Origin of the sequence: Streptomyces sp. NBC_01232 (genome assembly GCF_035989885.1) — a bacterium.
In the GTDB taxonomy this organism is placed as follows: Bacteria; Actinomycetota; Actinomycetes; order Streptomycetales; family Streptomycetaceae; genus Streptomyces.
In genome coordinates, this window is sequence record NZ_CP108518.1 from 1,765,183 (window position 1) to 1,788,326 (window position 23,144).

24 protein-coding genes are annotated in these 23,144 nt (G+C 71.1%); 3 read left to right on the forward strand and 21 right to left on the reverse strand.

Annotated elements, in window-relative coordinates:
- Positions 1-2: 2 nt before the first annotated feature.
- Together OG444_RS08290 and pyrR are read right to left on the reverse strand one after the other, a co-directional pair.
- The gene (locus OG444_RS08290) at positions 3-983 is read right to left on the reverse strand and encodes an aspartate carbamoyltransferase catalytic subunit (protein ID WP_327261540.1); all 981 of its coding nucleotides are present in this window, start codon (positions 981-983) and stop codon (positions 3-5) included.
- A 107-nt stretch (positions 984-1,090) separates the two neighbouring features.
- A complete protein-coding gene (gene pyrR / locus OG444_RS08295) occupies positions 1,091-1,666 on the reverse strand; it encodes a bifunctional pyr operon transcriptional regulator/uracil phosphoribosyltransferase PyrR (protein WP_327261541.1) in 576 nt (191 codons plus the stop codon).
- A 287-nt stretch (positions 1,667-1,953) separates the two neighbouring features.
- On the opposite strand from pyrR, the gene bldD reads away from it, so the two are divergent.
- The gene (gene bldD / locus OG444_RS08300) at positions 1,954-2,454 is read left to right on the forward strand and encodes a transcriptional regulator BldD (RefSeq protein WP_030008755.1); all 501 of its coding nucleotides are present in this window, start codon (positions 1,954-1,956) and stop codon (positions 2,452-2,454) included.
- 177 nt (positions 2,455-2,631) lie between these two features.
- Here the strand turns inward: bldD and nusB are convergent, their stop codons facing one another.
- The 15 genes from nusB to OG444_RS08375 form a co-directional block, all read right to left on the reverse strand.
- Entirely contained in the window at positions 2,632-3,066 is a 435-nt protein-coding gene (nusB, locus tag OG444_RS08305) for a transcription antitermination factor NusB (protein WP_327261542.1), read from the reverse strand.
- 3 nt (positions 3,067-3,069) lie between these two features.
- Positions 3,070-3,636: an elongation factor P gene (efp, locus tag OG444_RS08310; RefSeq protein WP_189972641.1), complete on the reverse strand. Its 567-nt coding sequence runs from the start codon at positions 3,634-3,636 to the stop codon at positions 3,070-3,072.
- Between the two features lie 59 nt (positions 3,637-3,695).
- Positions 3,696-4,802 carry an aminopeptidase P family protein gene (locus OG444_RS08315; protein ID WP_327261543.1) on the reverse strand — a complete coding sequence of 369 codons (1,107 nt, stop codon included), beginning with the start codon at positions 4,800-4,802 and terminating at the stop codon, positions 3,696-3,698.
- Positions 4,803-4,890: 88 nt separating this feature from the next.
- Complete coding sequence (locus OG444_RS08320; RefSeq protein WP_327261544.1) at positions 4,891-5,706, reverse strand: AAA family ATPase; 816 nt, start codon at positions 5,704-5,706, stop codon at positions 4,891-4,893.
- A gap of 92 nt (positions 5,707-5,798) precedes the next feature.
- The gene (aroQ, locus tag OG444_RS08325; RefSeq protein WP_030387213.1) at positions 5,799-6,239 is read right to left on the reverse strand and encodes a type II 3-dehydroquinate dehydratase; all 441 of its coding nucleotides are present in this window, start codon (positions 6,237-6,239) and stop codon (positions 5,799-5,801) included.
- A complete protein-coding gene (gene aroB, locus OG444_RS08330; RefSeq protein WP_327261545.1) occupies positions 6,236-7,327 on the reverse strand; it encodes a 3-dehydroquinate synthase in 1,092 nt (363 codons plus the stop codon). The genes aroQ and aroB overlap by 4 nt, the downstream gene beginning before the upstream one ends.
- Positions 7,324-7,842: a shikimate kinase gene (locus OG444_RS08335; RefSeq protein ID WP_327261546.1), complete on the reverse strand. Its 519-nt coding sequence runs from the start codon at positions 7,840-7,842 to the stop codon at positions 7,324-7,326. The genes aroB and OG444_RS08335 overlap by 4 nt, the downstream gene beginning before the upstream one ends.
- On the reverse strand, positions 7,839-9,023 hold the full coding sequence (gene aroC / locus OG444_RS08340) for a chorismate synthase (RefSeq protein ID WP_327261547.1): 1,185 nt from the start codon (positions 9,021-9,023) through the stop codon (positions 7,839-7,841). Before aroC ends, OG444_RS08335 begins: the two co-directional genes overlap by 4 nt.
- 132 nt (positions 9,024-9,155) lie before the next feature.
- Positions 9,156-9,347, reverse strand: coding sequence for a hypothetical protein (locus OG444_RS08345; protein WP_327261548.1), 192 nt, complete (start codon positions 9,345-9,347; stop codon positions 9,156-9,158).
- Positions 9,348-9,379: 32 nt separating this feature from the next.
- Entirely contained in the window at positions 9,380-10,204 is an 825-nt protein-coding gene (locus OG444_RS08350) for a shikimate dehydrogenase (protein WP_327261549.1), read from the reverse strand.
- Positions 10,205-10,210: 6 nt separating this feature from the next.
- Positions 10,211-12,016, reverse strand: coding sequence for an endolytic transglycosylase MltG (gene mltG / locus OG444_RS08355; protein ID WP_327261550.1), 1,806 nt, complete (start codon positions 12,014-12,016; stop codon positions 10,211-10,213).
- Between the two features lie 128 nt (positions 12,017-12,144).
- Positions 12,145-12,615, reverse strand: coding sequence for a Holliday junction resolvase RuvX (ruvX, locus tag OG444_RS08360; RefSeq protein WP_073920293.1), 471 nt, complete (start codon positions 12,613-12,615; stop codon positions 12,145-12,147).
- 2 nt (positions 12,616-12,617) lie between these two features.
- The gene (gene alaS, locus OG444_RS08365) at positions 12,618-15,302 is read right to left on the reverse strand and encodes an alanine--tRNA ligase (protein ID WP_327261551.1); all 2,685 of its coding nucleotides are present in this window, start codon (positions 15,300-15,302) and stop codon (positions 12,618-12,620) included.
- Positions 15,302-15,655, reverse strand: coding sequence for a DUF6167 family protein (locus OG444_RS08370; protein ID WP_327261552.1), 354 nt, complete (start codon positions 15,653-15,655; stop codon positions 15,302-15,304). The genes alaS and OG444_RS08370 overlap by 1 nt, the downstream gene beginning before the upstream one ends.
- Positions 15,656-15,663: 8 nt before the next feature.
- A complete protein-coding gene (locus OG444_RS08375; protein ID WP_327261553.1) occupies positions 15,664-16,107 on the reverse strand; it encodes a DUF948 domain-containing protein in 444 nt (147 codons plus the stop codon).
- Between the two features lie 147 nt (positions 16,108-16,254).
- On the opposite strand from OG444_RS08375, the gene OG444_RS08380 reads away from it, so the two are divergent.
- Entirely contained in the window at positions 16,255-18,444 is a 2,190-nt protein-coding gene (locus OG444_RS08380) for an ATP-binding protein (protein WP_327261554.1), read from the forward strand.
- A 77-nt stretch (positions 18,445-18,521) separates the two neighbouring features.
- On the opposite strand, the gene rpsD is transcribed toward OG444_RS08380, so the two are convergent.
- Positions 18,522-19,133 (reverse strand): 30S ribosomal protein S4, encoded by a 612-nt coding sequence (gene rpsD, locus OG444_RS08385; protein WP_008740451.1) that lies wholly within the window; start codon positions 19,131-19,133, stop codon positions 18,522-18,524.
- 55 nt (positions 19,134-19,188) lie between these two features.
- Between rpsD and OG444_RS08390 the strand changes: the two genes are divergently transcribed.
- On the forward strand, positions 19,189-20,112 hold the full coding sequence (locus OG444_RS08390) for a DUF2470 domain-containing protein (RefSeq protein WP_327261555.1): 924 nt from the start codon (positions 19,189-19,191) through the stop codon (positions 20,110-20,112).
- Here the strand turns inward: OG444_RS08390 and OG444_RS08395 are convergent.
- From OG444_RS08395 to OG444_RS08405, 3 genes are all read right to left on the reverse strand, one after another.
- Entirely contained in the window at positions 20,109-20,843 is a 735-nt protein-coding gene (locus OG444_RS08395) for an HNH endonuclease family protein (protein WP_327261556.1), read from the reverse strand. The two genes, OG444_RS08390 and OG444_RS08395, sit on opposite strands and share 4 nt — an antisense overlap.
- 164 nt (positions 20,844-21,007) lie before the next feature.
- Positions 21,008-22,363: a replication-associated recombination protein A gene (locus OG444_RS08400; RefSeq protein ID WP_327261557.1), complete on the reverse strand. Its 1,356-nt coding sequence runs from the start codon at positions 22,361-22,363 to the stop codon at positions 21,008-21,010.
- A 44-nt stretch (positions 22,364-22,407) separates the two neighbouring features.
- Complete coding sequence (locus tag OG444_RS08405; RefSeq protein ID WP_327261558.1) at positions 22,408-23,025, reverse strand: vitamin K epoxide reductase family protein; 618 nt, start codon at positions 23,023-23,025, stop codon at positions 22,408-22,410.
- Positions 23,026-23,144 lie beyond the last annotated feature (119 nt).

Genomic DNA, 23,144 nt, shown 5'->3' on the forward strand with positions numbered 1-23,144 from the left:
GGTTACTTGCTCTCCTCGGTACGGGCGGTGGTGACGGCGGGCTCGGAGCCTCCGAGCAGCAGGTACAGGACGGCCATGCGGGTGGAGACGCCGTTGGCGACCTGCTCCACGGCCGTGCAGCGGTCGGAGTCGGCGACCTGGGCGGTGATCTCCATGCCGCGGTTCATCGGGCCGGGGTGCATCACGATGGCGTGCTCGGGCATCTTCGCCATGCGGTCGCCGTCGAGCCCGTACCGGCGGGAGTACTCGCGCTCGGTCGGGAAGAAGGCGGCGTTCATGCGTTCGCGCTGCACACGCAGCATCATCACCGCATCGGACTTCGGCAGCACCTCGTCGAGGTTGTACGAGACCTCGCACGGCCAGGTTTCGACCCCGATCGGGACGAGCGTGGGCGGGGCCACGAGGGTGACCTGGGCGCCGAGGGTGTGCAGCAGGTGGACGTTGGAGCGGGCCACGCGGCTGTGCAGGATGTCGCCGACGATGGTGATCCGGCGGCCGTTCAGGTCCTTGCCGAGGCCGGCGTCGCGGCCGACCAGGCGGCGGCGCATGGTGAAGGCGTCCAGCAGGGCCTGGGTGGGATGCTCGTGGGTGCCGTCTCCGGCGTTGACGACGGCGGAGTCGATCCAGCCGGAGGTCGCGAGCCGGTAGGGGGCGCCGGAGGCGTGGTGGCGGATGACGACCGCGTCGGCGCCCATGGCCTCCAGGGTCAGCGCGGTGTCCTTCAGGGATTCGCCCTTGGAAACGGACGACCCCTTCGCGGAGAAGTTGATGACGTCGGCCGAGAGGCGCTTGGCGGCCGCCTCGAAGGAGATCCGGGTGCGGGTCGAGTCCTCGAAGAAGAGGTTGACGACGGTGAGGCCGCGCAGGGTGGGCAGCTTCTTGATCGGCCGGTCCGCGACGCGGGCCATCTCCTCGGCGGTGTCGAGGATCAGGACGGCGTCGTCGCGCGTGAGATCGGCGGCCGAGATGAGGTGGCGCTTCATCTGGATGGCTCCGTAGGTCGGGAGGGCAGGCGGACTGACGGGCGGAGGTGCGAGCGGGCAGGGCAGGGCTCGGTGCGGGCCCCGACGGGGCCCGTCACTCGGACGGTCTACTGCCCTGCGGCCGGGGCGGTCCGCTGGCCGAGCAGCACGGCGTCACGGCCGTCCTCCTCCTGGAGCTGGACCTTGACGGTCTCCCGCAGCGACGTGGGGAGGTTCTTGCCGACATAGTCGGCGCGGATCGGCAGTTCGCGGTGGCCTCTGTCGACGAGGACCGCGAGCTGCACGGCGCGGGGGCGGCCGAGGTCGCCGAGGGCGTCCAGGGCGGCGCGGATGGTGCGGCCGGAGAAGAGCACGTCGTCGACGAGGACGACGAGGCGGCCGTCGAGGTCGTCGCCGGGGATCTCGGTGCGACCGATCGCGCGGGCGGGCTTCATCCGCAGGTCGTCGCGGTACATGGTGATGTCGAGGGAGCCGACCGGGATCTTCGTACCGGTGATCTCTTCGAGCTTGGCGGCCAGCCGGCGGGCGAGGTAGACACCGCGGGTGGGAATGCCGAGAAGCACCACGTCGTCGGCGCCCTTGGCGCGTTCGACGATCTCGTGGGCGATGCGGGTCAGGACCCGCGCGATGTCCTGTGCCTCGAGTACGGGGCGCATGGAATCGGTGTTCTGCTGGGTGTCCATGAAAAGGACCTCCTTCTCCGCCTCACGGGACGGACCTTAAAGGACGTCTGATGTACGCCTCCCACGGTACCAGGGGGAGCCCGGTGGCTCGGACCGGGGTGGTACGGAAGGGTCCTCAGAGGGCTGCTGGGACCGACCCCCAGGGGGGCGACGAAGACCATTCGGCTTGACGCATCCAAGTAACGCTGCGTAACCTCACAGTGAGTTACCAGCCGCGCGGCGGAGCCGCACGTAGTTACGTAGTCGCAGTGTCCATCAGTCACAGCGTCACAGCGTCCGGGAGCGTTATGTCCAGCGAATACGCCAAACAGCTCGGGGCCAAGCTCCGCGCCATCCGCACCCAGCAGGGCCTTTCCCTCCACGGTGTCGAGGAGAAGTCCCAGGGCCGGTGGAAGGCCGTCGTGGTCGGTTCCTACGAGCGCGGGGACCGCGCCGTGACCGTCCAGCGCCTTGCCGAGCTGGCGGACTTCTACGGGGTTCCGGTTCAGGAACTGCTGCCGGGAACGACGCCGGGCGGAGCGGCCGAGCCGCCGCCGAAGCTGCGTCTGGACCTGGAGCGCCTGGCGGGCGTCCCCGCCGAGAAGGCCGGCCCGCTGCAGCGTTACGCGGCGACGATCCAGAGCCAGCGCGGCGACTACAACGGCAAGGTGCTGTCGATCCGTCAGGACGACCTGCGCACCCTGGCCGTCATTTACGACCAGTCCCCCTCGGTCCTGACCGAGCAGCTGATCAGCTGGGGCGTGCTGGACGCGGACGCCCGTCGCGCGGTGGCGCACGAGGAACTCTGAGTTCCGGGCTCCAGACCAGCAGAAACGTTTACCGGTGGGTGCCGGACCCTTGCGGGGGTCCGGCACCCACCGGTTTTTCGTCCCCGTCGGGACGCTGCCGGCACCGCCATACGGAAGGGCCCGCAACGCATGCGTTGCGGGCCCTTCCGTATGGCGGTGCCGGCGCCGGCCGTGCGGTCAGCTCTCGCTGCGCCGCAGGTTCGGCTTCAGGTCCTTGAAGCGGGCCAGCATCCCGTTCACGAACGAGGGGGACTCGTCCGTCGAGAACTCCTTGGCCAGCTGGACGGCCTCGTCGATGGCCACGGCGTCCGGGGTGTCGTCCACCCAGATCAGCTCGTAGGCACCGAGCCGCAGGATGTTCCGGTCAGCGACCGGCATGCGGTCGAGCTCCCAGTCCACGGCGTAGGTGACGATCAGATCGTCGATGCGGTCCACCTTGTCGGCGTACCCCTCGACGAGATCCATCGTGAAGGCGCTGACCGGCGGCTGCCGGTCGTCCGACCGCGCGTGGCGGATCCAGTCCGCGAGGACCTCGCGGACGGGCACGCCGCGCTGATCGGCCTCGAAAAGGATCTGGAAGGCGCGCTTGCGCGCATTGCTCCGAGCAGCCACGGGTTAGTTGCTCTTCCGGCCGAGGTAGTCGCTGGTGCGGGTGTCGACCTTGACCGTCTCGCCGGTGGTGACGAAGAGCGGGACCTGGATCTCGTAACCGGTCTCCAGCGTGGCCGGCTTGGTGCCACCGGTGGAGCGGTCGCCCTGGACGCCCGGGTCGGTGTGCTCGATCTTGAGCTCGACCGCGGCCGGGAGCTCGACGTAGAGCACCTCGCCCTCGTGCTGGGCGACGGAGGCGGTGAAGCCCTCGATCAGGAAGTTGGCGGCGTCGCCGACGGCCTTCTTGTCGACCATCAGCTGGTCGAAGGTGCTCATGTCCATGAAGACGAAGTACTCGCCGTCCATGTACGAGAACTGCATGTCGCGGCGGTCGATGGTGGCAGTCTCGACCTTGGTACCGGCGTTGAACGTCTTGTCGACGACCTTGCCGGACATCACGCTCTTCAGCTTGGTACGCACGAAGGCCGGGCCCTTGCCGGGCTTGACGTGCTGGAACTCGACGACGGACCAGAGCTGGCCCCCGTCGAGCTTCAGCACCATGCCGTTCTTGAGGTCGTTCGTGGAAGCCACGGTTGCGGAATCTCCTGCACTGGAAGACCACGGGTGCGCGCACAGCCCGGCGGAGCCGGCTAGAGCGCGAGCAGTTCCTTGGTCGTAATGGTGAGTAGCTCGGGACCGCCGTCCGCCTCGGGGCGTACGACGAGCGTGTCATCGATCCGGACACCTCCCCGGCCCGGGAGGTGAACCCCCGGTTCGACGGTGACCGGCACGCAAGCGTCCAGTTTACCCATTGCCGTAGGTGCAAGCTGCGGGTCCTCGTCGATTTCGAGGCCGACGCCGTGTCCGGTGGACGGAGCGAGGGCCTCCGCGTGCCCCGCGGAGTCCAGGACGGAGCGTGCGGCATGGTCCACGTCCCGGTAGGCGGCCCCCGGCAGCAGAGCCTCGCGCCCCGCCCGCTGGGCGGTGAAGACGAGGTCGTACAGCTCGATCTGCCAGTCGGCCGGGCTGGTGCCGATGACGAACGTCCGGCCGATCTCGCAGCGGTATCCGCGGTAGTTGGCGCCCAGGCACACCGTGAGGAAGTCGCCCTCCTCCACCCTGCGGTCGGAGGGCCGGTGCCGGGAGCGGCCGGAGTGCGGGCCGGTGCCGACGGAGGTCGGGAAGGCGGGCCCGTCCGCCCCGTGGTCCACCAGCCGCCGCTCCAGCTCCAGGGCGAGGTGCCGTTCGGTGCGGCCGACGAGGATGGACTCCAGCAGCTCACCGAGGGCCTGGTCGGCGATCTCGGCGGCGATCCTCAGGTAGGCGATCTCCTCCTCGTCCTTGACGAGGCGCTGCTGCTCCACGGCGGTGCCCAGGTCCGCGAGGCGCAGCTTGGGCGCGACCGACCGCAGGGCCCGGTGCCGGCCGACGGTGAGGTGGTGTTCCTCCACGGCGAGCGAGTCGGCCCGTACCGAGGCGGCCAGGTCGGCGGCCGCGACCGCCGGGTCCCCGCCGGGGCTGCCCAGGACGGAGACGTTCAGGTGTTCGTCGAGGCGGCCCTCGTCGGCCTCGCCGGTGGGCGCTCCCGCGCAGAACATCATGTCCTCGGCGGGGCCGACGAGCAGCACCGCGCCGAGCGGGGACGCCCCGGAGAGGTAGCGGACGTTCGCCGGACGCGTGATCAGTGCGGCGGCGTTCCCCGCGACGGCGCATCGGTCGCGAAGCAGGCTCCGGCGGGCGGCGTACACGTCTGACATGTCTTCGAGCGTACGAGCGCCCCGCCGACCCGGCGCGGCGAGCGCGTCCGGACGGGCCTTCGAGCCCCGGGCGCCCGGCGGCCGGCGCCTACCAGCCGCCGGGGGCCGCCAGGGCGCGGGCCAGGGCCTCGTCGAGGGCGCGGGCGGTGCCCTCGACGTCGAGGTGGGAGTTGTCGATGATCGGCAGGCCGGAGCCGTACCAGCCGGCCATGCGGCCGTGGATCCGCGCGACTTCCTCGTCGGAGAGCCGGCGGTTGCCGGAGCGTGCCGCGTTCCGCTCCAGGACGATCTCCAGCCCGGGCAGCAGCACCACCGGCAGCAGCGTGGGGCCCACGTGCCGCTTCCAGCCGCCCAGTCCGACCACGGGCCGGTCGGGGAAGACGGCGTCGTCGAGGATGCAGGAGATGCCGTTCGCCAGGTAGTTGCGGGCGGCGAAACCGCAGGTGCGGCGGGCGAGCCGGTACTGGGCCTCGGAGTGCTCGTTCCAGCCCGCCTGCGGGTCCGCGAAGCCGGCGCAGACCCACTCGCGGACGTCGTCCAGGCTCACGTGGGCGGTCGGTACCGGCCGGGTGCTCGCCCAGTGCCGGGCGACGGTGGTCTTTCCGGCACCGGCCGGTCCGATCAGCAGCACGGCCAGGACGGCCCCGCCGGTGCCCGGCACGGCGGGCGGCAGCGGGATGTGTCCGGTGGCCTCCGGGACGGAGGGCACCGGCTGCGACTGATGATGCTGGTGCGGCTGATGGGGCGGTTGGTGCTGGTGGGGCTGGTGGGGCTGGTGCGACGACTGCGGCGGGGGTGAACCCGGCCAGCCCTGCGCCGGGGGTATCGGCGGCTGCGGGGGCGCCGACGGATGCGGGCCCGGCTGTCCCCAGCCCGCGCCCCCGCCCCCCACTCCGTGCTGCATCCGCTGCCACTCCGTCTCGTTCCGGCGACTGATGCGAGAACGTTATATGACTGCCGGGGCCCAGCCGTGCACCAGCACCGTCAGGCAGGGTGTCAGGCGGAGATCTCGTCCGCCAGTGCGCGCAGCGCCAGCCGGTACGAACCGATGCCGAATCCCGCCACCGTCCCGGTCGCCACGGCGGCGATGACCGAGGTGTGGCGGAACTCCTCGCGGGCGTACGGGTTCGAGATGTGCACCTCGATCAGCGGCGCCGTGCGCTGCGCGGCCGCGTCCCTCATGCCGTACGAGTAGTGGGTGAAGGCCCCCGGGTTGATGACCACGGGGATCTTCCCGTCCGCCGCCTCGTGCAGCCAGCGGATCAGCTCGCCCTCGTCGTTGGTCTCGCGGACCTCGACGTCGAAGCCGAGCTCCTCGCCCAGCGAGCGGCAGCTCTCCACCAGGCCCGCGTACGAGGTGGCCCCGTACACGTCGGGCTCGCGCGAGCCGAGCCGGCCCAGGTTCGGGCCGTTCAGCACGAGGACGGGGCGGCTCACGCCGACACCTCGCCGTAGGCGGCGATCAGGTGCGCCGGGTCGGGGCCCTCCAGGACCGTCGGCTTGGCAAGCCCGTCGAGGACGATGAAGCGCAGCAGGTTGCCCCGGGACTTCTTGTCGACCTGCATCGTCTGGAGCAGCTTGGGCCACTGGTCACCGCGGTAGGTCAGCGGCAGCCCCACGGAGGCGAGGACCTCCTTGTGCCGGTCGGCCGTCGCGTCGTCGAGGCGGCCCGCGAGCCGGCCCAGTTCGGCGGCGAAGACCATGCCGACGGACACGGCCGCGCCGTGCCGCCACTTGTAGCGCTCGTTCTTCTCGATGGCGTGCGCGAGGGTGTGGCCGTAGTTGAGGATCTCGCGGAGTCCGGACTCCTTGAGGTCGCTGGAGACCACGTCGGCCTTGACCTGGATGGAGCGCACGATGAGCTCGGCGGTGTGCGGGCCCCCGGGCGTACGGGCCGCCGCCGGGTCCTCCTCGATCAGGTCGAGGATCACCGGGTCGGAGATGAATCCGGCCTTGATGATCTCGGCGAGGCCGCTGACGTAGTCGTTGACCGGCAGCGACTCCAGCGCCGCCAGGTCGCAGAGCACACCGGCCGGCGGGTGGAAGGCGCCCACGAGGTTCTTGCCCTCGGCGGTGTTGATGCCGGTCTTGCCGCCGACCGCCGCGTCGACCATCGCGAGGACGGTGGTCGGTACGGCGATCCAGCGCACCCCGCGCAGCCAGCTCGCCGCGACGAAGCCCGCGAGGTCGGTGGTGGCTCCCCCGCCGACGCCGACGATCACGTCGGTCCGGGTGAAGCCGGACTGCCCGAGCGCCTTCCAGCAGTAGGCGGCCACCTCGATGGTCTTGGCCTCTTCGGCGTTCGGCACCTGGATGGCGACCGCCTCGTAGCCCTGCTCGGCCAGGTCGTCGCGCAGCGCCTCACCGGTCGAGGCCAGCGCCTCGGGGTGGATCACGGCGACCCGCTGGGCCCGCGTACCGATCAGGGAGCCGAGCTCGCCGAGCAGCTGGTGCCCGACCAGCACGTCGTACGCGTCGTGTCCGGCGCTCGCGCCGACCTGGATCCGCGTCACCTGGTCTGTCATACGTCCTTCAACTCCAGAGCGTCGAGGACCGCCTGGGCGACCTCTTCGGGGGTGCGGTCGTCGGTGGCCACCACGACGCGCGCGACTTCGGTGTACAGGGGGCGCCGGGCGTCCATCAGCTCGCGCCACTGGCGGCGCGGGTTGACGGCGAGCAGCGGGCGCGCGGCGCCGAGGCCCACGCGCCGTACGGCTTCCTCGACGTCCATCGACAGGTAGGCGACGGGCAGGCCCGCGAGCAGCTCGCGGGTGCCCTCGTCGAGGACGGCGCCGCCGCCGAGGGCGAGGACTCCGGTGTGCCCGGCGACGGCGGCGGCGACCGCCTGCCGCTCCAGCTCACGGAAGTACGGCTCGCCCTCGTCGACGAAGAGGTCGGAGATCTCCCGGCCCTGGGCGGCGACGATGTCGGCGTCGGTGTCCCGGTAGGGGACGCCGAGCCGCTCGGCGAGCAGCGCCCCCACCGTGGACTTGCCGGAGCCCATGGGTCCGACGAGGACGACCAGTGGTCCGGCCGTCACCGGATCTGCAGGTTGTCGAGGTACGCGCGGACGTTGCGGCGGGTCTCCGGGACGGAGTCACCGCCGAACTTCTCGACGACCGCGTCGGCCAGCACGAGGGCGACCATGGCCTCGGCGACGATGCCGGCGGCCGGCACGGCGCACACGTCGGAGCGCTGGTGGTGGGCCACCGTCGCCTCTCCGGTGGCCACGTCGACGGTCGCCAGCGCGCGCGGGACGGTCGCGATCGGCTTCATCGCGGCCCGTACGCGCAGCAGTTCGCCGGTGGTCAGACCGCCTTCGGTGCCTCCGGAGCGGCCGGAGGTGCGCTTCAGGCCCTCGGGGGTGGAGACGATCTCGTCGTGCGCCTTGGAGCCGGGCACGCGGGCGAGCTCGAAGCCGTCGCCGACCTCGACGCCCTTGATGGCCTGGATGCCCATGAGGGCGGCGGCCAGACGGGCGTCGAGACGGCGGTCCCAGTGGACGTGCGAGCCGAGGCCGACCGGAACTCCGTACGCCAGTACCTCGACGACGCCGCCGAGGGTGTCGCCGTCCTTGTGGGCCTGGTCGATCTCGGCGACCATCGCCTTGCTGGCGTCCGCGTCGAGGCAGCGAACCGGGTCGGCGTCGAGCTTGTCGACGTCGGCGGGGGTCGGGTAGACGCCGTACGGGGCCTTGGCCGCGGCCAGTTCCACCACGTGCGAGACGATCTCGATGCCGGCGACCTCCTTGAGGAAGGAGCGGGCGATCGCGCCGAGCGCGACGCGGGCGGCGGTCTCCCGGGCGCTGGCGCGCTCCAGGATCGGCCGGGCCTCGTCGAAGCCGTACTTCTGCATGCCGGCGAGGTCGGCGTGGCCGGGCCGCGGACGGGTCAGCGGCGCGTTGCGGCCGGTGTCCTTGAGCAGCGAGGGGTCGACGGGGTCGGCCGACATGACCGTCTCCCACTTGGGCCACTCACTGTTGCCGACCATCACGGCCACGGGGGAACCCAGCGACAGACCGTGCCGGACGCCGCCCAGGAAGGTGATCTCGTCCTGCTCGAACTTCATCCGGGCCCCGCGGCCGTAGCCGAGCCGGCGCCGGGCCAAGTGGTCGGCCACCAGCTCGGTGGTGACCGGAACGCCGGCGGGAAGCCCCTCCAGCGTTGCCACCAGTGCCGGTCCGTGGGACTCCCCGGCGGTCAGCCAACGCAACCTGCTCAACGATGCTCCTCATGCTCGCGCCTGGTACAGCGACGGCGCGATCGGGTGCGCGGCCCGGACCCGCCTCACCCGATCCTCCCATGTCCGGAGGGGTTTACAGGGCCCCGGTCCAGCTGTCGGACGCCCGGATGGTCAGCGGACCCGCCTGCCGCGCCCGCGGTGCCAGGTGATCGCCGACCACAGAATGGCGGAACCGATGAGTCCGATAACGATCGCCTTGGCCCAGAGCGGCAGGCCGCCGAAGGCCACTCTGACCATGGTGAAGAGCACGAAGGGGAGGTCCCACTTCGATGCCAGTATCTGGTCCGTGCCGGTCCCGTCCATGCCGCCCCCCTGTGAATACGCAGGTGGAAAGCCTAACGGGAGGCGAGCGCCCGCTCTCCGGCAGCCCTCATGGCGGCAAGCGGGCCCGGGGCGCGACCGGTCATCCGCTCGACCTGGAGCACGGCCTGGTGGACCAGGAGGTCCAGCCCGCCGACGACCCGGCCGCCCTGCCGCGACCAGGCGGCGGCCAGCGCGGTCGGCCAGGGGTCGTAGAGGACGTCGAAGAGGGTGCCCGCGCCTTCGGGTACGGACGCGGCCAGCGCATCGGTCGTACCGGCCGGGGTGGTGGCGATCACCAGCGGCGCGGACAGCGCCCCGGCCGCCTCGGACCAGTCGGCCGTGCGGACGGGAACGCCGAGCCGCTCGCCCCACTGGCGCATCTCGTCGGCGCGTGACTGCGAGCGGACGTACGCCGTGACCTCGCCGGAGCAGATCCGCGAGAGCGCGGCGAGCGCCGAGGAGGCGGTGGCCCCGGCGCCGAGGATCGCGGCGGAGGGCACCTTCTCGACGCCGCGCTCGTGGAGCGCGGCGACGATGCCGGGGATGTCGGTGTTGTCGCCGAGGCGCCGGCCGTCCTCGGTGAGGACGACCGTGTTGACCGCCTCGACGGAGGCGGCCGTGTCGCTGATGCCGTCCAGCAGCGGCATGATCGCCCGCTTGAGCGGCATGGTCAGGGACAGCCCGGCCCACTCGGGGCCGAGGCCCGTCACGAACTCCGGGAGCGCGGCCTCGTCGACCTCGAAGCGGTCGTACGACCAGTCGTCGAGGCCGAGCTCCTGATAAGCGGCGCGGTGCAGCACCGGTGAGAGGGAGTGCTCGATGGGCGAACCCAACACCGCGGCCCTTATGCGTGACATGTCCTGCTATCCGCCGTTCTTCTGCTTCTGCCGTTCCTGGAACTCGTCGGCCAGCTTCGTGTGCTCTTCGTAGGTCTTGGTGAAGGTCGTCGTATTGCCGTCGACCGACACGAAGAACATCCAGCCACCGTGGTCCGGGTTGAGCGTAGCGGTCAGGGCGTCCAGGCCGGGGTTCCCGATCGGGCCGGTGGGCAGGCCCCTGACGAAGTGCGTGTTGTAGGGGTTGTCGAAGGCCTGGGCTTCCTTCAGGTTGAAGTTGATCTCGCTCTGGTTCTTGACGTAGTTGTACGTCGAGTCGAACTGGAGCTTCTGGTTCGTGACGTCGTTGGTCTTCTTGAGGCGGTTGTAGACCACCTCGGCCATCTTCCGGAAGTCGTCGTGGTTCTTGCCCTCGGCGTTGACGAGGCTGGCGACCGTGACCACCTGGAGGGGGTTCTCCAGGCCCAGTTCCTTGGCCTTGCCCTCGACGCCCAGCTCCGCGTACTTGTCGCTCGCGTTCTTGACCATCTGCTTGAGCAGCGACTCGGGAGTGCTGTCCTTGCTGAGGTCGTAGCGGGCCGGGTACAGGAAGCCCTCGAGCGGGTCGATGAGCTTGGGGTTGTTGTTCGCCCAGGCCGGCAGGCCGAGGTTCTTGACCTCGCGCTTGGCGATGTCCTGGGTGGTGCCCTGCGGCTTGCCGAGCTTCTTGTCGATCGCGTCGTACACCTTGGTGTTGCGCCAGCCCTCGGCGACGGTGAGGACGTTCAGCTTGCTGGGGTCGATCATCACGGCCACGGCGGCCGCACCCGACATCTTCTTCTTCAGCGGGTAGGAACCCGGCTGGATGTTTTTGCCCTTGGGGTTGGCGTTGGCGGCGTCGACGAACGCCTGGGCGCTGGCGACCACGCCGGCTTCCTTGAGGATCCGGCCCATCTGGCCGAGGCCCGCGCCCTTGGGGATCACCACTTCGACCGTCTCGCCGGAGCCCTCGCCCGCGAAGTCCGCGGCCGCGCCGAAGCGATCCTGGAGGTAGGAGTAGCCGTAGTAGCCGCCACCGCCGACGACGCCGAGGATGACCACCGCGGCCACCAGGCAGGCCGTGCCGCTGCGCTTCTTGGGCTTGCCGTCCTTCGAACGGCCGCCCCGGCGGCCGTCACCGGGCTCGTCGCCGTCACTGCCGTCGTCGTCGCCGTCACGGCCGCCACCGGCGGTGAGCAGGCCGTTCTCCGACTCCTCTTCCTCCTCGACGGGTTCGGGCTCCAGGTGCCGCCGGCCCGGGGGCTGCGGCGGCGCGTAGGCGTCCTCCGTGCCGTAGAGGTCGGGGGCCTCACCCGGGTAGCCCGACACGGGCTGCTGGGTGTAGGGGTCCACGCCCGCGTACGGGCCGCCCTGCACGGCGGCCTGGTACTGGCCGGTGTCCCAGCCCTGGCTGTCGTACACCGGCTGCTGCTGCGGCTGCTGGGCCTGCTGCGGCTGGGCATAGCCCTGCTGCTGGCCGGCGTACTGCTGCGGCGCGTACTGCTGCTGCTGAGGCTGCTGCGGCTGCTGTTGCTGCTGGTACTGGCCCTGCGGGTACTGCTGCTGCGGGTACTGCTGCTGCGACTGCGGCGCGTACTGCTGCGGCTGCTGGTACTGCTCCGGGTACTCCTGGTACTGCGGATGCTGGGGGTACTGCTCCTGGTACTGGGGCTCCTGCGGATACTCCTGCTGCGGGGCACCGCCGTAAGGCACCTGGCCCTGCTGGGTCTGGTGCCCGGTCCACCCCTGGTCCCCGTAAAGGGGGTCCTCGGGGTGCCAGGGTTCGGGGCCACGGCCCCGGCCATACTCAGTCATCGGTCCCCTAGAGCCGCGAGACGAAGGCCACGGACTCCGTCGTCCATGGCACCCGGTTCCGCCTCTTTGACGGTGGGCGACGGCTGTTCGAATGCCGCCTCATCGCGCGGAACGTTACCGTATCGCGATCAGACAACCACTTCGACGCACTCACCAGGCGGATTACCTGATACCCGTTCGGTCTCAAGAGCGTTCTGAAGGATCACCACAGCGGCTGCCTGGTCGATGACCGACCGGCCCTTCTTCGCGTTCCTGCCCGAGGCCCGCAGGCCCTGGGCGGCGGTGACCGTGGTCATCCGCTCGTCCACCAGACGGACCGTCACCGGCTTGATGCCCTTGGCGAGTTCGTTCGCGAAGACGCGCACCTTGGCCGCGGCCGGCCCCTCCCGCCCGCTGAGCGAGCGGGGAAGGCCGACCACGACTTCGAGGGGCTCGTACTCCTCGACGAGCTGCCGCAGCCGCCGGTGGGCGAAGGGGATGTCCCGGCCCGGAACGGTTTCCACCGGTGTGGCCAGCACCCCGTCGGGGTCGCACGAGGCGACCCCGATCCGGGCGTCCCCGACATCGATGGCGAGCCGGCGGCCGCGGCGCAGAGTCATCGTCAGGCCGTCTCGACGACGAGGCGTTCGACCGCGGCGATGGCCTCCGGCACGGCGGCCGGGTTCTGGCCGCCGCCCTGGGCGACGTCCGGCTTGCCGCCGCCGCCACCACCGAGGGTCTTGGCAGCCGTACGGACCAGGTCGCCGGCCTTGAGACCGCGCTCGCGGGCGGCCTCGTTGGTGGCGATGACGGTCAGCGGGCGGGCGTTCGCCACGGTGAACAGGGCCACGACGGCCGGGCGGTCGCCGGCCCCTGACAGTTGCTGCAGCCGGCCGCGGACGTCGAGGACCAGCTTGCGCAGGTCGTCGGCGCCGATGCCGTCCGCCACCTGGCCGACGACCAGGGCGACGCCCTTGATGTCCTGGGCGTTCTGGGCGAGCCCGGCGGCGGCCTGGAGGACCTTCTCCGCGCGGAACTTCTCGATCTCCTTCTCGGCGTCCTTCAGCTTGCCGAGCATGGAGGCGATCTTCTCCGGCAGCTCCTCCGGACGGCCCTTGACCAGCTCCTGGAGCTGGGCGACGACCGTGTGCTCCTTGGCGAGGAAGTTGTACGCGTCCACGCCCACCAGGGCCTCGACACGGCGCACGCCGGAGCCGATGGAGGACTCGCCGAGCAGCTTCACCAGACCGAGCTGGGAGGTGTTGCCGACGTGCGTGCCGCCGCAGAGCTCCTTGGAGAAGTCGCCGATGGTGACGACGCGCACCCGCTCGCCGTACTTCTCGCCGAACTCGGCGATGGCGCCCTGCTTCTTCGCCTCGTCGATGCTCATGATCTCGGCGGTGACGTCGAGCTCGCGCGACAGCACGTCGTTGATCTTCTGCTCGACGTCGGTGAGGACCGAGCCGGGGACGGCGTTCGGGGAACCGAAGTCGAAGCGGAAACGGCCGGGGCTGTTCTCGGAGCCGGCCTGGGCGGCCGTCGGGCCGAGGGCGTCGCGCAGCGCCTGGTGGGTCAGGTGCGTGGCCGAGTGGGCGCGGGCGATGGCCCGGCGGCGGTGGATGTCGATGGCGGCGTACGCGGAGGCGCCCACCGTCACCTCGCCGACCTGGACGGAGCCCTTGTGCACGGAGACGCCCGGGACCGGCTGCTGCACGTCGCGAACGACGATGACGGCGCCCGAGTCGAGCTTGATGCGGCCCTGGTCGGCGAGCTGGCCGCCGCCCTCGGCGTAGAACGGGGTGCGGTCGAGGACGACCTCGACCTCGTCGCCCTCGGAGGCGGCGGGCGCGGAGACGCCGTTGACCAGCAGTCCGACGATGGTGGACTCGCCCTGGGTGGTGGCGTAGCCGGTGAACTCGGTGGCGCCGGAGCCGTCGGCGATCTCACGGTAGGCGGACATGTCCGCGTGGCCGGTCTTCTTGGCCTTGGCGTCGGCCTTGGCCCGGTCGCGCTGCTCCTGCATCAGGCGGCGGAAGCCGGGCTCGTCCACGGAGAGACCCTGCTCGGCAGCCATTTCCAGGGTGAGGTCGATCGGGAAGCCCCAGGTGTCGTGGAGCAGGAACGCCTTGTCGCCGGAGAGGACCGTGCCGCCGGCGGCCTTGGTCTCGGTCACGGCGGTGTCGAGGATGTTGGTGCCACCCTTGACGGCCTTCAGGAAGGCGGCCTCTTCGGCGAGCGCGACGGTCTCGATGCGCTTGCGGTCGGTGACGAGCTCCGGGTACTGCTGGCCCATCGTGTCGATCACGACGTCGACCAGGTCCTGGACGACGGGACCGGTGGCGCCCATGAGACGCATGTTGCGGATGGCGCGGCGCATGATGCGGCGCAGCACGTAGCCGCGGCCCTCGTTGCCGGGGGTGACGCCGTCGCCGATGAGCATGACGGAGGTACGGATGTGGTCGGCGACCACGCGCATCGACACGTCGGTGCCCTGGGCGGCCCCGTACTGCACGCCGGTGAGCTCGGTGGCCTTGTCCATGACCACGCGCAGGGTGTCGGTCTCGTACATGTTCTGCACGCCCTGCAGGATCATCGCGAGGCGCTCGAGACCCAGACCCGTGTCGATGTTCTTCGACGGGAGGTCGCCGAGGATCGGGAAGTCTTCCTTCCCGTCGCCGGCTCCGCGCTCGTACTGCATGAAGACCAGGTTCCAGATCTCCACGTAGCGCTCGTCGTTGACGGCCGGGCCGCCCTCGACGCCGAACTCGGGGCCGCGGTCGTAGTTGATCTCGGAGCACGGGCCGCAGGGGCCTGGGACGCCCATGGACCAGAAGTTGTCCTTCTTGCCCAGGCGCTGGATGCGTTCGGCGGGCACGCCGATCTTCTCGCGCCAGATCTGCTCGGCCTCGTCGTCGTCGAGGTAGACGGTGATCCAGAGCTTCTCGGGCTCGAGGCCGTAGCCGCCGTCCGCCACGGAGCTGGTGAGCAGCTCCCAGGCGTACTTGATGGCGCCTTCCTTGAAGTAGTCCCCGAAGGAGAAGTTGCCGCACATCTGGAAGAACGTGCCGTGCCGGGTGGTCTTGCCGACCTCTTCGATGTCCGGCGTGCGGACGCACTTCTGCACGCTGGTGGCCCGCGGGGCCGGGGGCTTGGTCTCGCCGAGGAAGTACGGCTTGAACGGGACCATGCCCGCGTTGACCAGCAGCAGAGTCGGGTCGTCCGCGATGAGCGACGCCGAAGGGACAACGGCGTGACCGCGCTCCTCGAAGAAGCTCAGCCAGCGGCGGCGAATTTCAGCCGACTCCATCAGTGGTCCTCATTCCGGTCGTACGTAACCGCCGACTGGTTCGGGCGGTAAGTGGTCTTGGTGTTCTCAATGGCCCGCAGCCGCCGCGGCCCGGGAAGGGCAGTGACGTTGTCGGGCCGGTCGGGGTCCTGGTGGAGCCCCAGCGCATCGTTGAGCTCGTCCTCGCGCTGCGTCATTCCCGCCTTGACGTCGAGGGCGAAGTCCTTGAGGCGGTGACCCGCCTCCACGGCCTTGTCGGCCGCCTGGGCTGCGAGGCTCTCCGGTGTCAGCTTCTTGAGCTGGCGGTTGACCTTGGTGGTGGCCCACACGCCGGCGGCTGCGCCTGCGGTGAACCAGAAGGCTCGGCGGAACATCGGCGGTCTCAGCCCTTCTGCTTCCGGCGCCGGGCGGCCGGCACCGTACGGCCAACGATCACGGTTCGTCGGGATGCCTTCGGCGGCATGCCGCCCGACGTCGCGGCATCCCCCTTGCCCAGCGCCTTGCGGACGCCGTAGCCGAAGGCCGCGACCTTCACCAGCGGCCCGCCGAAGGCGGTGGCCACGGTGGAGGACAGCGCGGAGGCGTTGGAGGTGACCTCCTGGACGTCGCTCGCGATGGCGTCGACCCGGTCGAGCTGGGTGCGCGCGGAGCGGACGGTCGTGGAGGCGTCGGCCAGCAGCGGGACGGCCTGGTCGGTCACGTCGGCCACCAGCTTGGTGGTCGCCTTGAGGACCTGGGCCAGCCTCACCAGGGCCACCGCGAGGAAGGAGATCAGGATGGCCCAGAAGACGGCCACGATGATCCCGGCCACCTCTACACCGGACACGTCACACCGCTCTCTGTCTGTTCCTGAAGTGCAGGACTATTCGCCCTCCGACCCTATCGCGCCGGAGATCCCCGGCCGTACCGGAATACGGGGAGGACGGGACTCGTCTTGAACGCAGCGCATCCGGACCAGTACCCTCCGTGTCCCATGCGACAGAGACCCCATCCAAGTGCCGCCGGGGGCAATCTTCCCTCGGAGCTCAGCCGGTTCGTCGGGCGGGGTGGCGAACTCGCCGAGCTGGGGCGGCTCCTGGATTCCTCGCGGCTCGTGACGGTGACCGGCGTGGGCGGGGTGGGCAAGTCCCGGTTCGCGCTCGCGGCCGCCCGGGCCGCCGCCGAGGGAATGCAGGAACGCTACTGCGACGGGGTCTGGCTGGCCGAGCTGGCGGGCGTACGGGACCCCGCGCTGCTGGAGCTGGCCCTCGCCGAGGCGCTGGGGCTGACCGACCACACCACCCGGCCGCCCCGCGCCGTCCTGGCCGGACACCTGGCGGAGCGGCGCCTGCTGCTGGTCCTGGACGGCTTCGAGCAGCTGGTCGACGAGTGCGCCGATCTCGTGCGGGAGCTGCTGCGGCGCTGCCCCGGCCTGCACGTCCTCGCGGCGGGGCGGCGCCCGCTGGCCCTGGACGGGGAGCTGGCCTTCCCGCTGGCCCCGCCGGACCCGGAGGAGGCGCTGGCCCTGCTGGCGGCGCGGGCCGCCGCGGCCGACCCGGCCTTCGCCGTGACCGAGGAGAACCGGGACGCGCTGGTCGAGCTGTGCGCCCGCCTCGACGGGATCCCGCTCGCACTGGAGCTGGCGGCGGGCCGGCTGCGGACGCTCTCCCCGGCCCAGGTGCTGGCCCGGCTGGAGGACCGCTTCGCGCTGCTGACGGGCGGTGCGCGCGGCGGGCTCGCCCGGCACCGGGCGCTGCGTACGGCCATCGGCTGGAGCCATGAGCTGTGCACGCCCGCGGAGCGGCTGCTGTGGGCGCGGCTGTCGGTGTTCGCGGGGCAGTTCGACCTCGACGCCGTCGAATACGTGTGCGCGGGTCCGGATCTGCCGGTGGAGGACGTACTGGACCTGGTCGGCGAGCTCCAGGCCCAGTCCCTGCTGATCCGCGAGGAGACGCCCGCCGGGGTGCGGTTCCGCATGCTGGAGACCGTACGGGCGTACGGGGCGGGCTGGCTGGAGTCGCTGGGTGACGCCGGGCGCCTGCGGCGGCGTCACCGGGACTGGTACGTGGGGCTGGCGACGTGGTGCGAGCTGGACTGGTTCAGCCCGCGCCAGGAGGAGGTGGCCGCTCTGGTCGAGGTGGAGCTGCCGAACGTGCGGCTCGCCCTGGAGTGCTGCCTGGACGAGCCGGACGAGGCGCACCTGGGCCAGTACCTCGCGGGGACGCTGTGGTTCTACTGGGCGGGCTGCGGGCGCCTGACCGAGGGGCGGCACTGGCTGGACCGGACCCTGGAGCCGGTGGACCGGGCGACGTCGGACTACGAGAGCTCGCGGCTGAAGGCCCTGTGGGTACTGGGCTACGTCGCGGCCCTGCAGGGGGACGCGGCCGCCTCGATGAGCGCCCTGTACGAGTGCCGGGACGGGGCGGCGCAGAGCGGGAACCCGGTGGCGTCGGCCTATGCGGTGCACCGGATGGGCTGTCTGGCTCTGGTCTCGGACGACATGACGCGGGCCCGGGAGCTGCTGGGCACCGCGCTGGAGCAGTACCGGGCGGCCGGCGAGCTGAACAGCAACGTACTGATGTGCCAGGTGGAGCTGGGGATGGCGCTGGCCTTCCTCGGCGATCTGCCGGGCGCGCTCGCGCTGTGCGGGGAGGTCCGGGAGATCTGCGAGGAGCGCGGGGAGCGCTGGACGAAGGCGTACGCCCTGTACGTCCTGGCGTACGCGGCCCTGGACAGGGGCCGCACGCAGGAGGCGCGCCGGCTGCTGACCGAGTGCGTGGCGATCAACCACGTCTTCCACGACCTGGTCGGGCTGGTGCTCGCGCTGGAGCTGCTCGCGCTGGTCACGGTGGCGGAGGGGGACGCGGCCGAGGCCGCGGTGCTCCAGGGGGCGGCGGAGCCCATGTGGGGCGGGGTGGGGCTGCAGCTGTTCGGCTCGGGGTACTTCAACGCCCCGCGGCTGACGTGCCGGGAGCAGGCGGGCGAGCTGCTCGGCGCCGAGCGGTACGCGGCGTACGAGGCCGAGGGGCGGGAGCTGAGCCGGGAGGCGCTGGTGGGACGGGCCCTGAGCAGCCCCGAGGAGCGCGGTGGCGGCGCCGGCGGGCTCCCGCGGCCGACGGGCCGGGGCGGCGGCGGTCCGCGCGGCTCCCGGGTCTCGACCCGGGCGGCGGCGGACCAGCCCTGAGGGCCCGGCGGAAACGGAAAACCCGCCGCCCCCCGGAGGGGACGGCGGGCTGACCAGCCAGTGAGACTAGGCCTGCATCAGCGGGCGTAGTACTCGACGACGAGCTGCTCGTCGCAGATGACCGGGATTTCCTTGCGGTTCGGGTCGCGGTCCAGGCGGAAGGCCAGGGCCTTCAGGTTGACCTGCAGGTAGCGCGGGGTCTCGCCCTCGCCTGCGTAGCCACCCTCACGGGCAACCTGGAACGGAACCTTCTCGCGGCTGCGCTCGCGCACGGTGATGACGTCGTCCGGGCGGACACGGAACGACGGCTTGTCGACCTTGTCACCGTTGACCTCGATGTGGCCGTGAACGACCATCTGGCGGGCCTGGTAGATGGTGCGGGCGATGCCCGAACGCAGAACCAGGGCGTCGAGGCGACGCTCGAGCTCGACGACAAGCGCCTCGCCCGTCTTGCCTTCGGCCTTCTTGGCGCGGTCGTACGCGCGGGCCATCTGACGCTCAGAGATGTCGTACTGAGCGCGCAGACGCTGCTTCTCCAGCAGACGAACCTTGTAGTCCGAGTTCTGCTTGCGGCCACGGCCGTGCTCGCCCGGCGGGTAGGGGCGGGCCTCGAAGTACTTGACGGCCTTCGGGGTCAGCGCAATGCCGAGGGCACGCGACTTCTTGACCTTGGGTCGCTTCTGGTTCACGGGGAACCTACCTCCATGTAAGTTAGGTGAGGCTTACCTTATCGAGGAGGACGTAATGTCTCGACCACATGGGATCCCCCTGCCCAGTGCGCAACGCAGTCCGGATTCAGACGAAACAGAATCCGCTTGCGCCGACGATAAGCAAGGTCAGCCGCGTCCCAGGGAAGGCGTTCGGCAGCTCACCGGAGCCGAACGCGTACGAACCCTCGTAGAGTCCAACGCCTCAGTATCCCTCACGCTGATCGGTGCTCGTGACAGTCACGAGACCGAGGAGTTCGGGACAGGGCTGCCGGTCGCACGGACCGTCACCCCGGACGGGGACGTGATTCTCCTTGTCTCAGGGGAATCCGCGGCTGCCAGGGCAGCCGCTTACGCCCAGGACGACGACCTCACCGCCGTGATCGAGATCACGGATGTGGCGCCGGTGTCCGTCCCCCATCGTATCCGAGGCCGCGCCTGGCTGGCCGGGTGGCTTACCCCGGTGCGCGGGGACGAGCGCGCGGCCTGCGCGGCGCTGCTCGCGGAGCGGCAGCCGGTGGGTGAGCTGCTGGGCATGCGGGAGTCCCTCGACTCCCCGAACGATGCTCTTCGGGGCGGCGGCCGCCCGGCCTGGATGATGCTGCGCCTGGAGGTCGGCGAGATCTCGGTGGACGACCTGTGGGGCGCCGAGCACGTGGACCCGGAGGACCTGGCCGCCGCGGAGCCCGACCCGATGGTCGCGCACGAGACCGAACTGCTGCAGCACCTGCACGCCGCCCACGGTGACCGGCTCGGTGAGCTGGGCGGGCTGCTGGGCGCCCGCGAGGCCCGCGGCATGTCCGCCGTCCCGCTCTCCCTGGACCGCCTGGGCCTGCGCGTCCGCTTCACCGGCGGCGCGGCCGGTTCCTTCGACGCACGCTTCGACTTCCCCGAGCCGGTGGCCGACATCTGCGGCCTGCGCCGGGCGATGCACTCGCTGTTCTCGGCGGCCTCGCACTAAGGGGTGGGCTGCGGGGCGCAAGAGGCCAGCATGTCCTGGAGGGCGAGCTTCTCCGGCGCCGTCACGGACAGCCCGTACTTGGCCTTGATGCCGGTGTAGCGGCGCGCGTACTCGCACCAGTACGCACGCCGGGGCGGCCGCCACTTGTCGGCCGTCCTGCTGCCCTTGTCGTAGTTCGTCTGCTTGTCCGTGGCGAGCAGCACGTCGAGGTCGTTCGCGTACTCCAGCCTGCGCTGCGGGGTCCACGCGTACGCACCTCCCCGCCAGGCGGCGCCGAGCGCGACCACGTGGTCGGTCTGGATCTGCGAAGCCCGCCGGTAGGTGTAGGGCAGCTCCTTGCCGGTGTACGGGTCGTGCAGCACCCCGGACAGCACGACGCACGGGTTGCGGTCCCCCTCACGGAGCTCCCTGAGGTCCCGGCGCAGCACGTCGTCGCGGGTGTCGCAGCCGTTGCGCCCGCCGACGGCACCGGTCTCGTCGGACCAGTACCTGCCGAAGTTCTCGCGCTTGTACGTCCGCCAGTTCCGGCCCGGCCCGACCTTCAGCCCGGCCAGCTGCGCCTGCGCGGTGCGCGCGTCCGGAGGGAACCCGGCGCCGGTGAGGGGCACCTGCGCGACCAGCGTCGCCGCGCTGGCCCGGGCCGTCTGGACGTCGTCGTGGTGGCACCCGGCCGTTGCGGGCCCGGCCAGGGCGAGCGTGAGGACCACGGCGAACGGCCGGGACGGAGCCATGCCCGGAGCCTAGGCTCCGCCGCCCGGACCCCGGCGGGGCCACGCCGGGGTGCGGCGTCGGGCAGGTTGAAGCCGAAGTCGATGCGGCGCTCGTCGGCGAGCGCGTCCCCGCAGCATGCGCGGGTGGGGAGGTGCGTGGTCGCCCGGGCAGCCTGGGCCACCCCTTACGAAGTGGATCCGCGCAGGCGCTCGCGCACCTTTTCCACCACGTCCGCGTAGCGGGCTTCCGCGCCGTAGCGCGTCGGCTCGTAGTACCGCTTGCCCTGGATCTCGTCGGGCGCGTACTGCTGCGCGGCGATCGCGCCCGGCACGTCGTGCGGGTACACGTACCCCTGCGCGTGCCCCAGCTTCGCCGCGCCCTTGTAGTGCCCGTCCCGCAGGTGCGCCGGGACCGCGCCCGCCAGTCCCGCCCGTACGTCGGCCAGCGCCGCGCCGATCGCGGTCGTCGCGGTGTTGGACTTCGGGGCCAGCGCCAGCGCGATGGTGGCGTGCGACAGGGTCAGCGCCGCCTCCGGGAAGCCGATCATCGCCACCGCCTGGGCCGCGGCCACCGCGATCGGCAGGGCCGTCGGGTCGGCCAGGCCGATGTCCTCGCTCGCGGAGATCATCAGGCGGCGGGCGATGAACCGGGGGTCCTCACCGGCGTCGATCATCCGCGCCAGGTAGTGCAGCGCGGCGTCCACGTCCGAGCCGCGGATCGACTTGATCAGCGCGCTGGCCACGTCGTAGTGCTGGTCGCCGTCCTTGTCGTACCGGACCGCCGCCCGGTCGACCGCCTCCTCCAGCGTCTGGAGGGTGATCTCGTCCTCGCCCTTGGCGATGGCCGAGCCCGCGCCCGCCTCCAGCGCCGTGAGCGCCCGCCGGGCGTCGCCGCCCGCGATCCGCAGCAGGTGCGCCTCCGCGTCCGCGGGGAGGGACACGGTCCCGCCCAGGCCCCGCTCCTCGGTGAGCGCGCGCCGCATCAGCGCGCTCAGGTCCTCGTCGGTCAGCGGCTCCAGCGTCAGCAGCAGGGAGCGCGAGAGCAGCGGGGAGATGATCGAGAAGTAGGGGTTCTCGGTGGTGGCGGCGATCAGCGTCACCCAGCGGTTCTCGACGGCGGGGAGCAGCGAGTCCTGCTGCGCCTTGCTGAAGCGGTGGATCTCGTCGAGGAAGAGGACGGTGTCCTTGCCGTAGCCCCCGGCCGCGCGCTTGGCGCCCTCGATGACCGCCCGTACTTCCTTGACGCCCGCCGTGATCGCGGAGAGCTCCACGAAGCGCTTCTGGGTGGCCTGGCTGACCACGTACGCAAGCGTCGTCTTCCCGATGCCGGGCGGGCCCCAGAGGATCACCGAGGAGGCGCCGGCCGGGCCGACCGCTCCTTCCCCGACCAGCCGGCGCAGCGGTGATCCGGGCTTCAGCAGGTGTTGCTGGCCCACGACCTCGTCCAGGGTGCGCGGGCGCATGCGGACGGCGAGCGGGGAGCTCGCGGGGTCTTTCTCCCGGCGGTCTTCGGCAGCGGCGGTGAACAGGTCTGGTTCCACACGGGAAGCCTATGCGAGCCCACCGACAGAGCCGCCCGCCACCGTCAGGAGGTCCAGAAGTCCCACCAGCGGGTCAGGATCAGCATCCCGATGATCCCGACGTGGAGCACGGGCAGGACCCAGGTGAACTCGGCGAAGAAGGACTTGAGCCAGCCCGGCGCGGGCAGCAGTCCCTCGCGGACGTTGTGCGAGGTGACGTACCAGAACATGAAGATCGTGGCGACCCAGGCGAGGCAGCACCACAGGCAGAGCGAGTTGATGTTGTACAGCGACTGGTACATGAGCCAGGCGCAGAAGACGACGCCGAAGAGGGTGCCGGCGTTGAAGGTGAGCCAGTACCAGCGGCGGAACGAGGCTCCGGCCAGCAGGCTCATGCCGACGCAGATCACGATCCCGTAGGCGACGAGTCCGAGCATCGGGTTCGGGAAGCCGAAGGCCGACGCCTGGTCGCTCGTCATGATGTTGCCGCAGGAGACGATCGGGTTCAGGCTGCAGGCCGGCTTGAAGTCCGGGTCCTCGAGCAGCTTGAACTTGTCGATGGTGATCACCCAGGCCGCGATCAGGCCCGCGATGCCGGTGATCACCAGCAGCAGGGCCAGCGCCCGGCTCCCCCCGACCGTCCTGCCCCGGGCGGTGTCCGCGTCCGCGCTTCGTGTCGTCATACCGCCCGCTCCACATCTGCCAGGTGATCAAGCACGGGCCATTGTGCCGTACGAGCCTGTGAACGGGCGGGGCCGAGGAAGGATCCCCGGCCCCGCCCGTTGCGCTGTTCCCGTAGCGC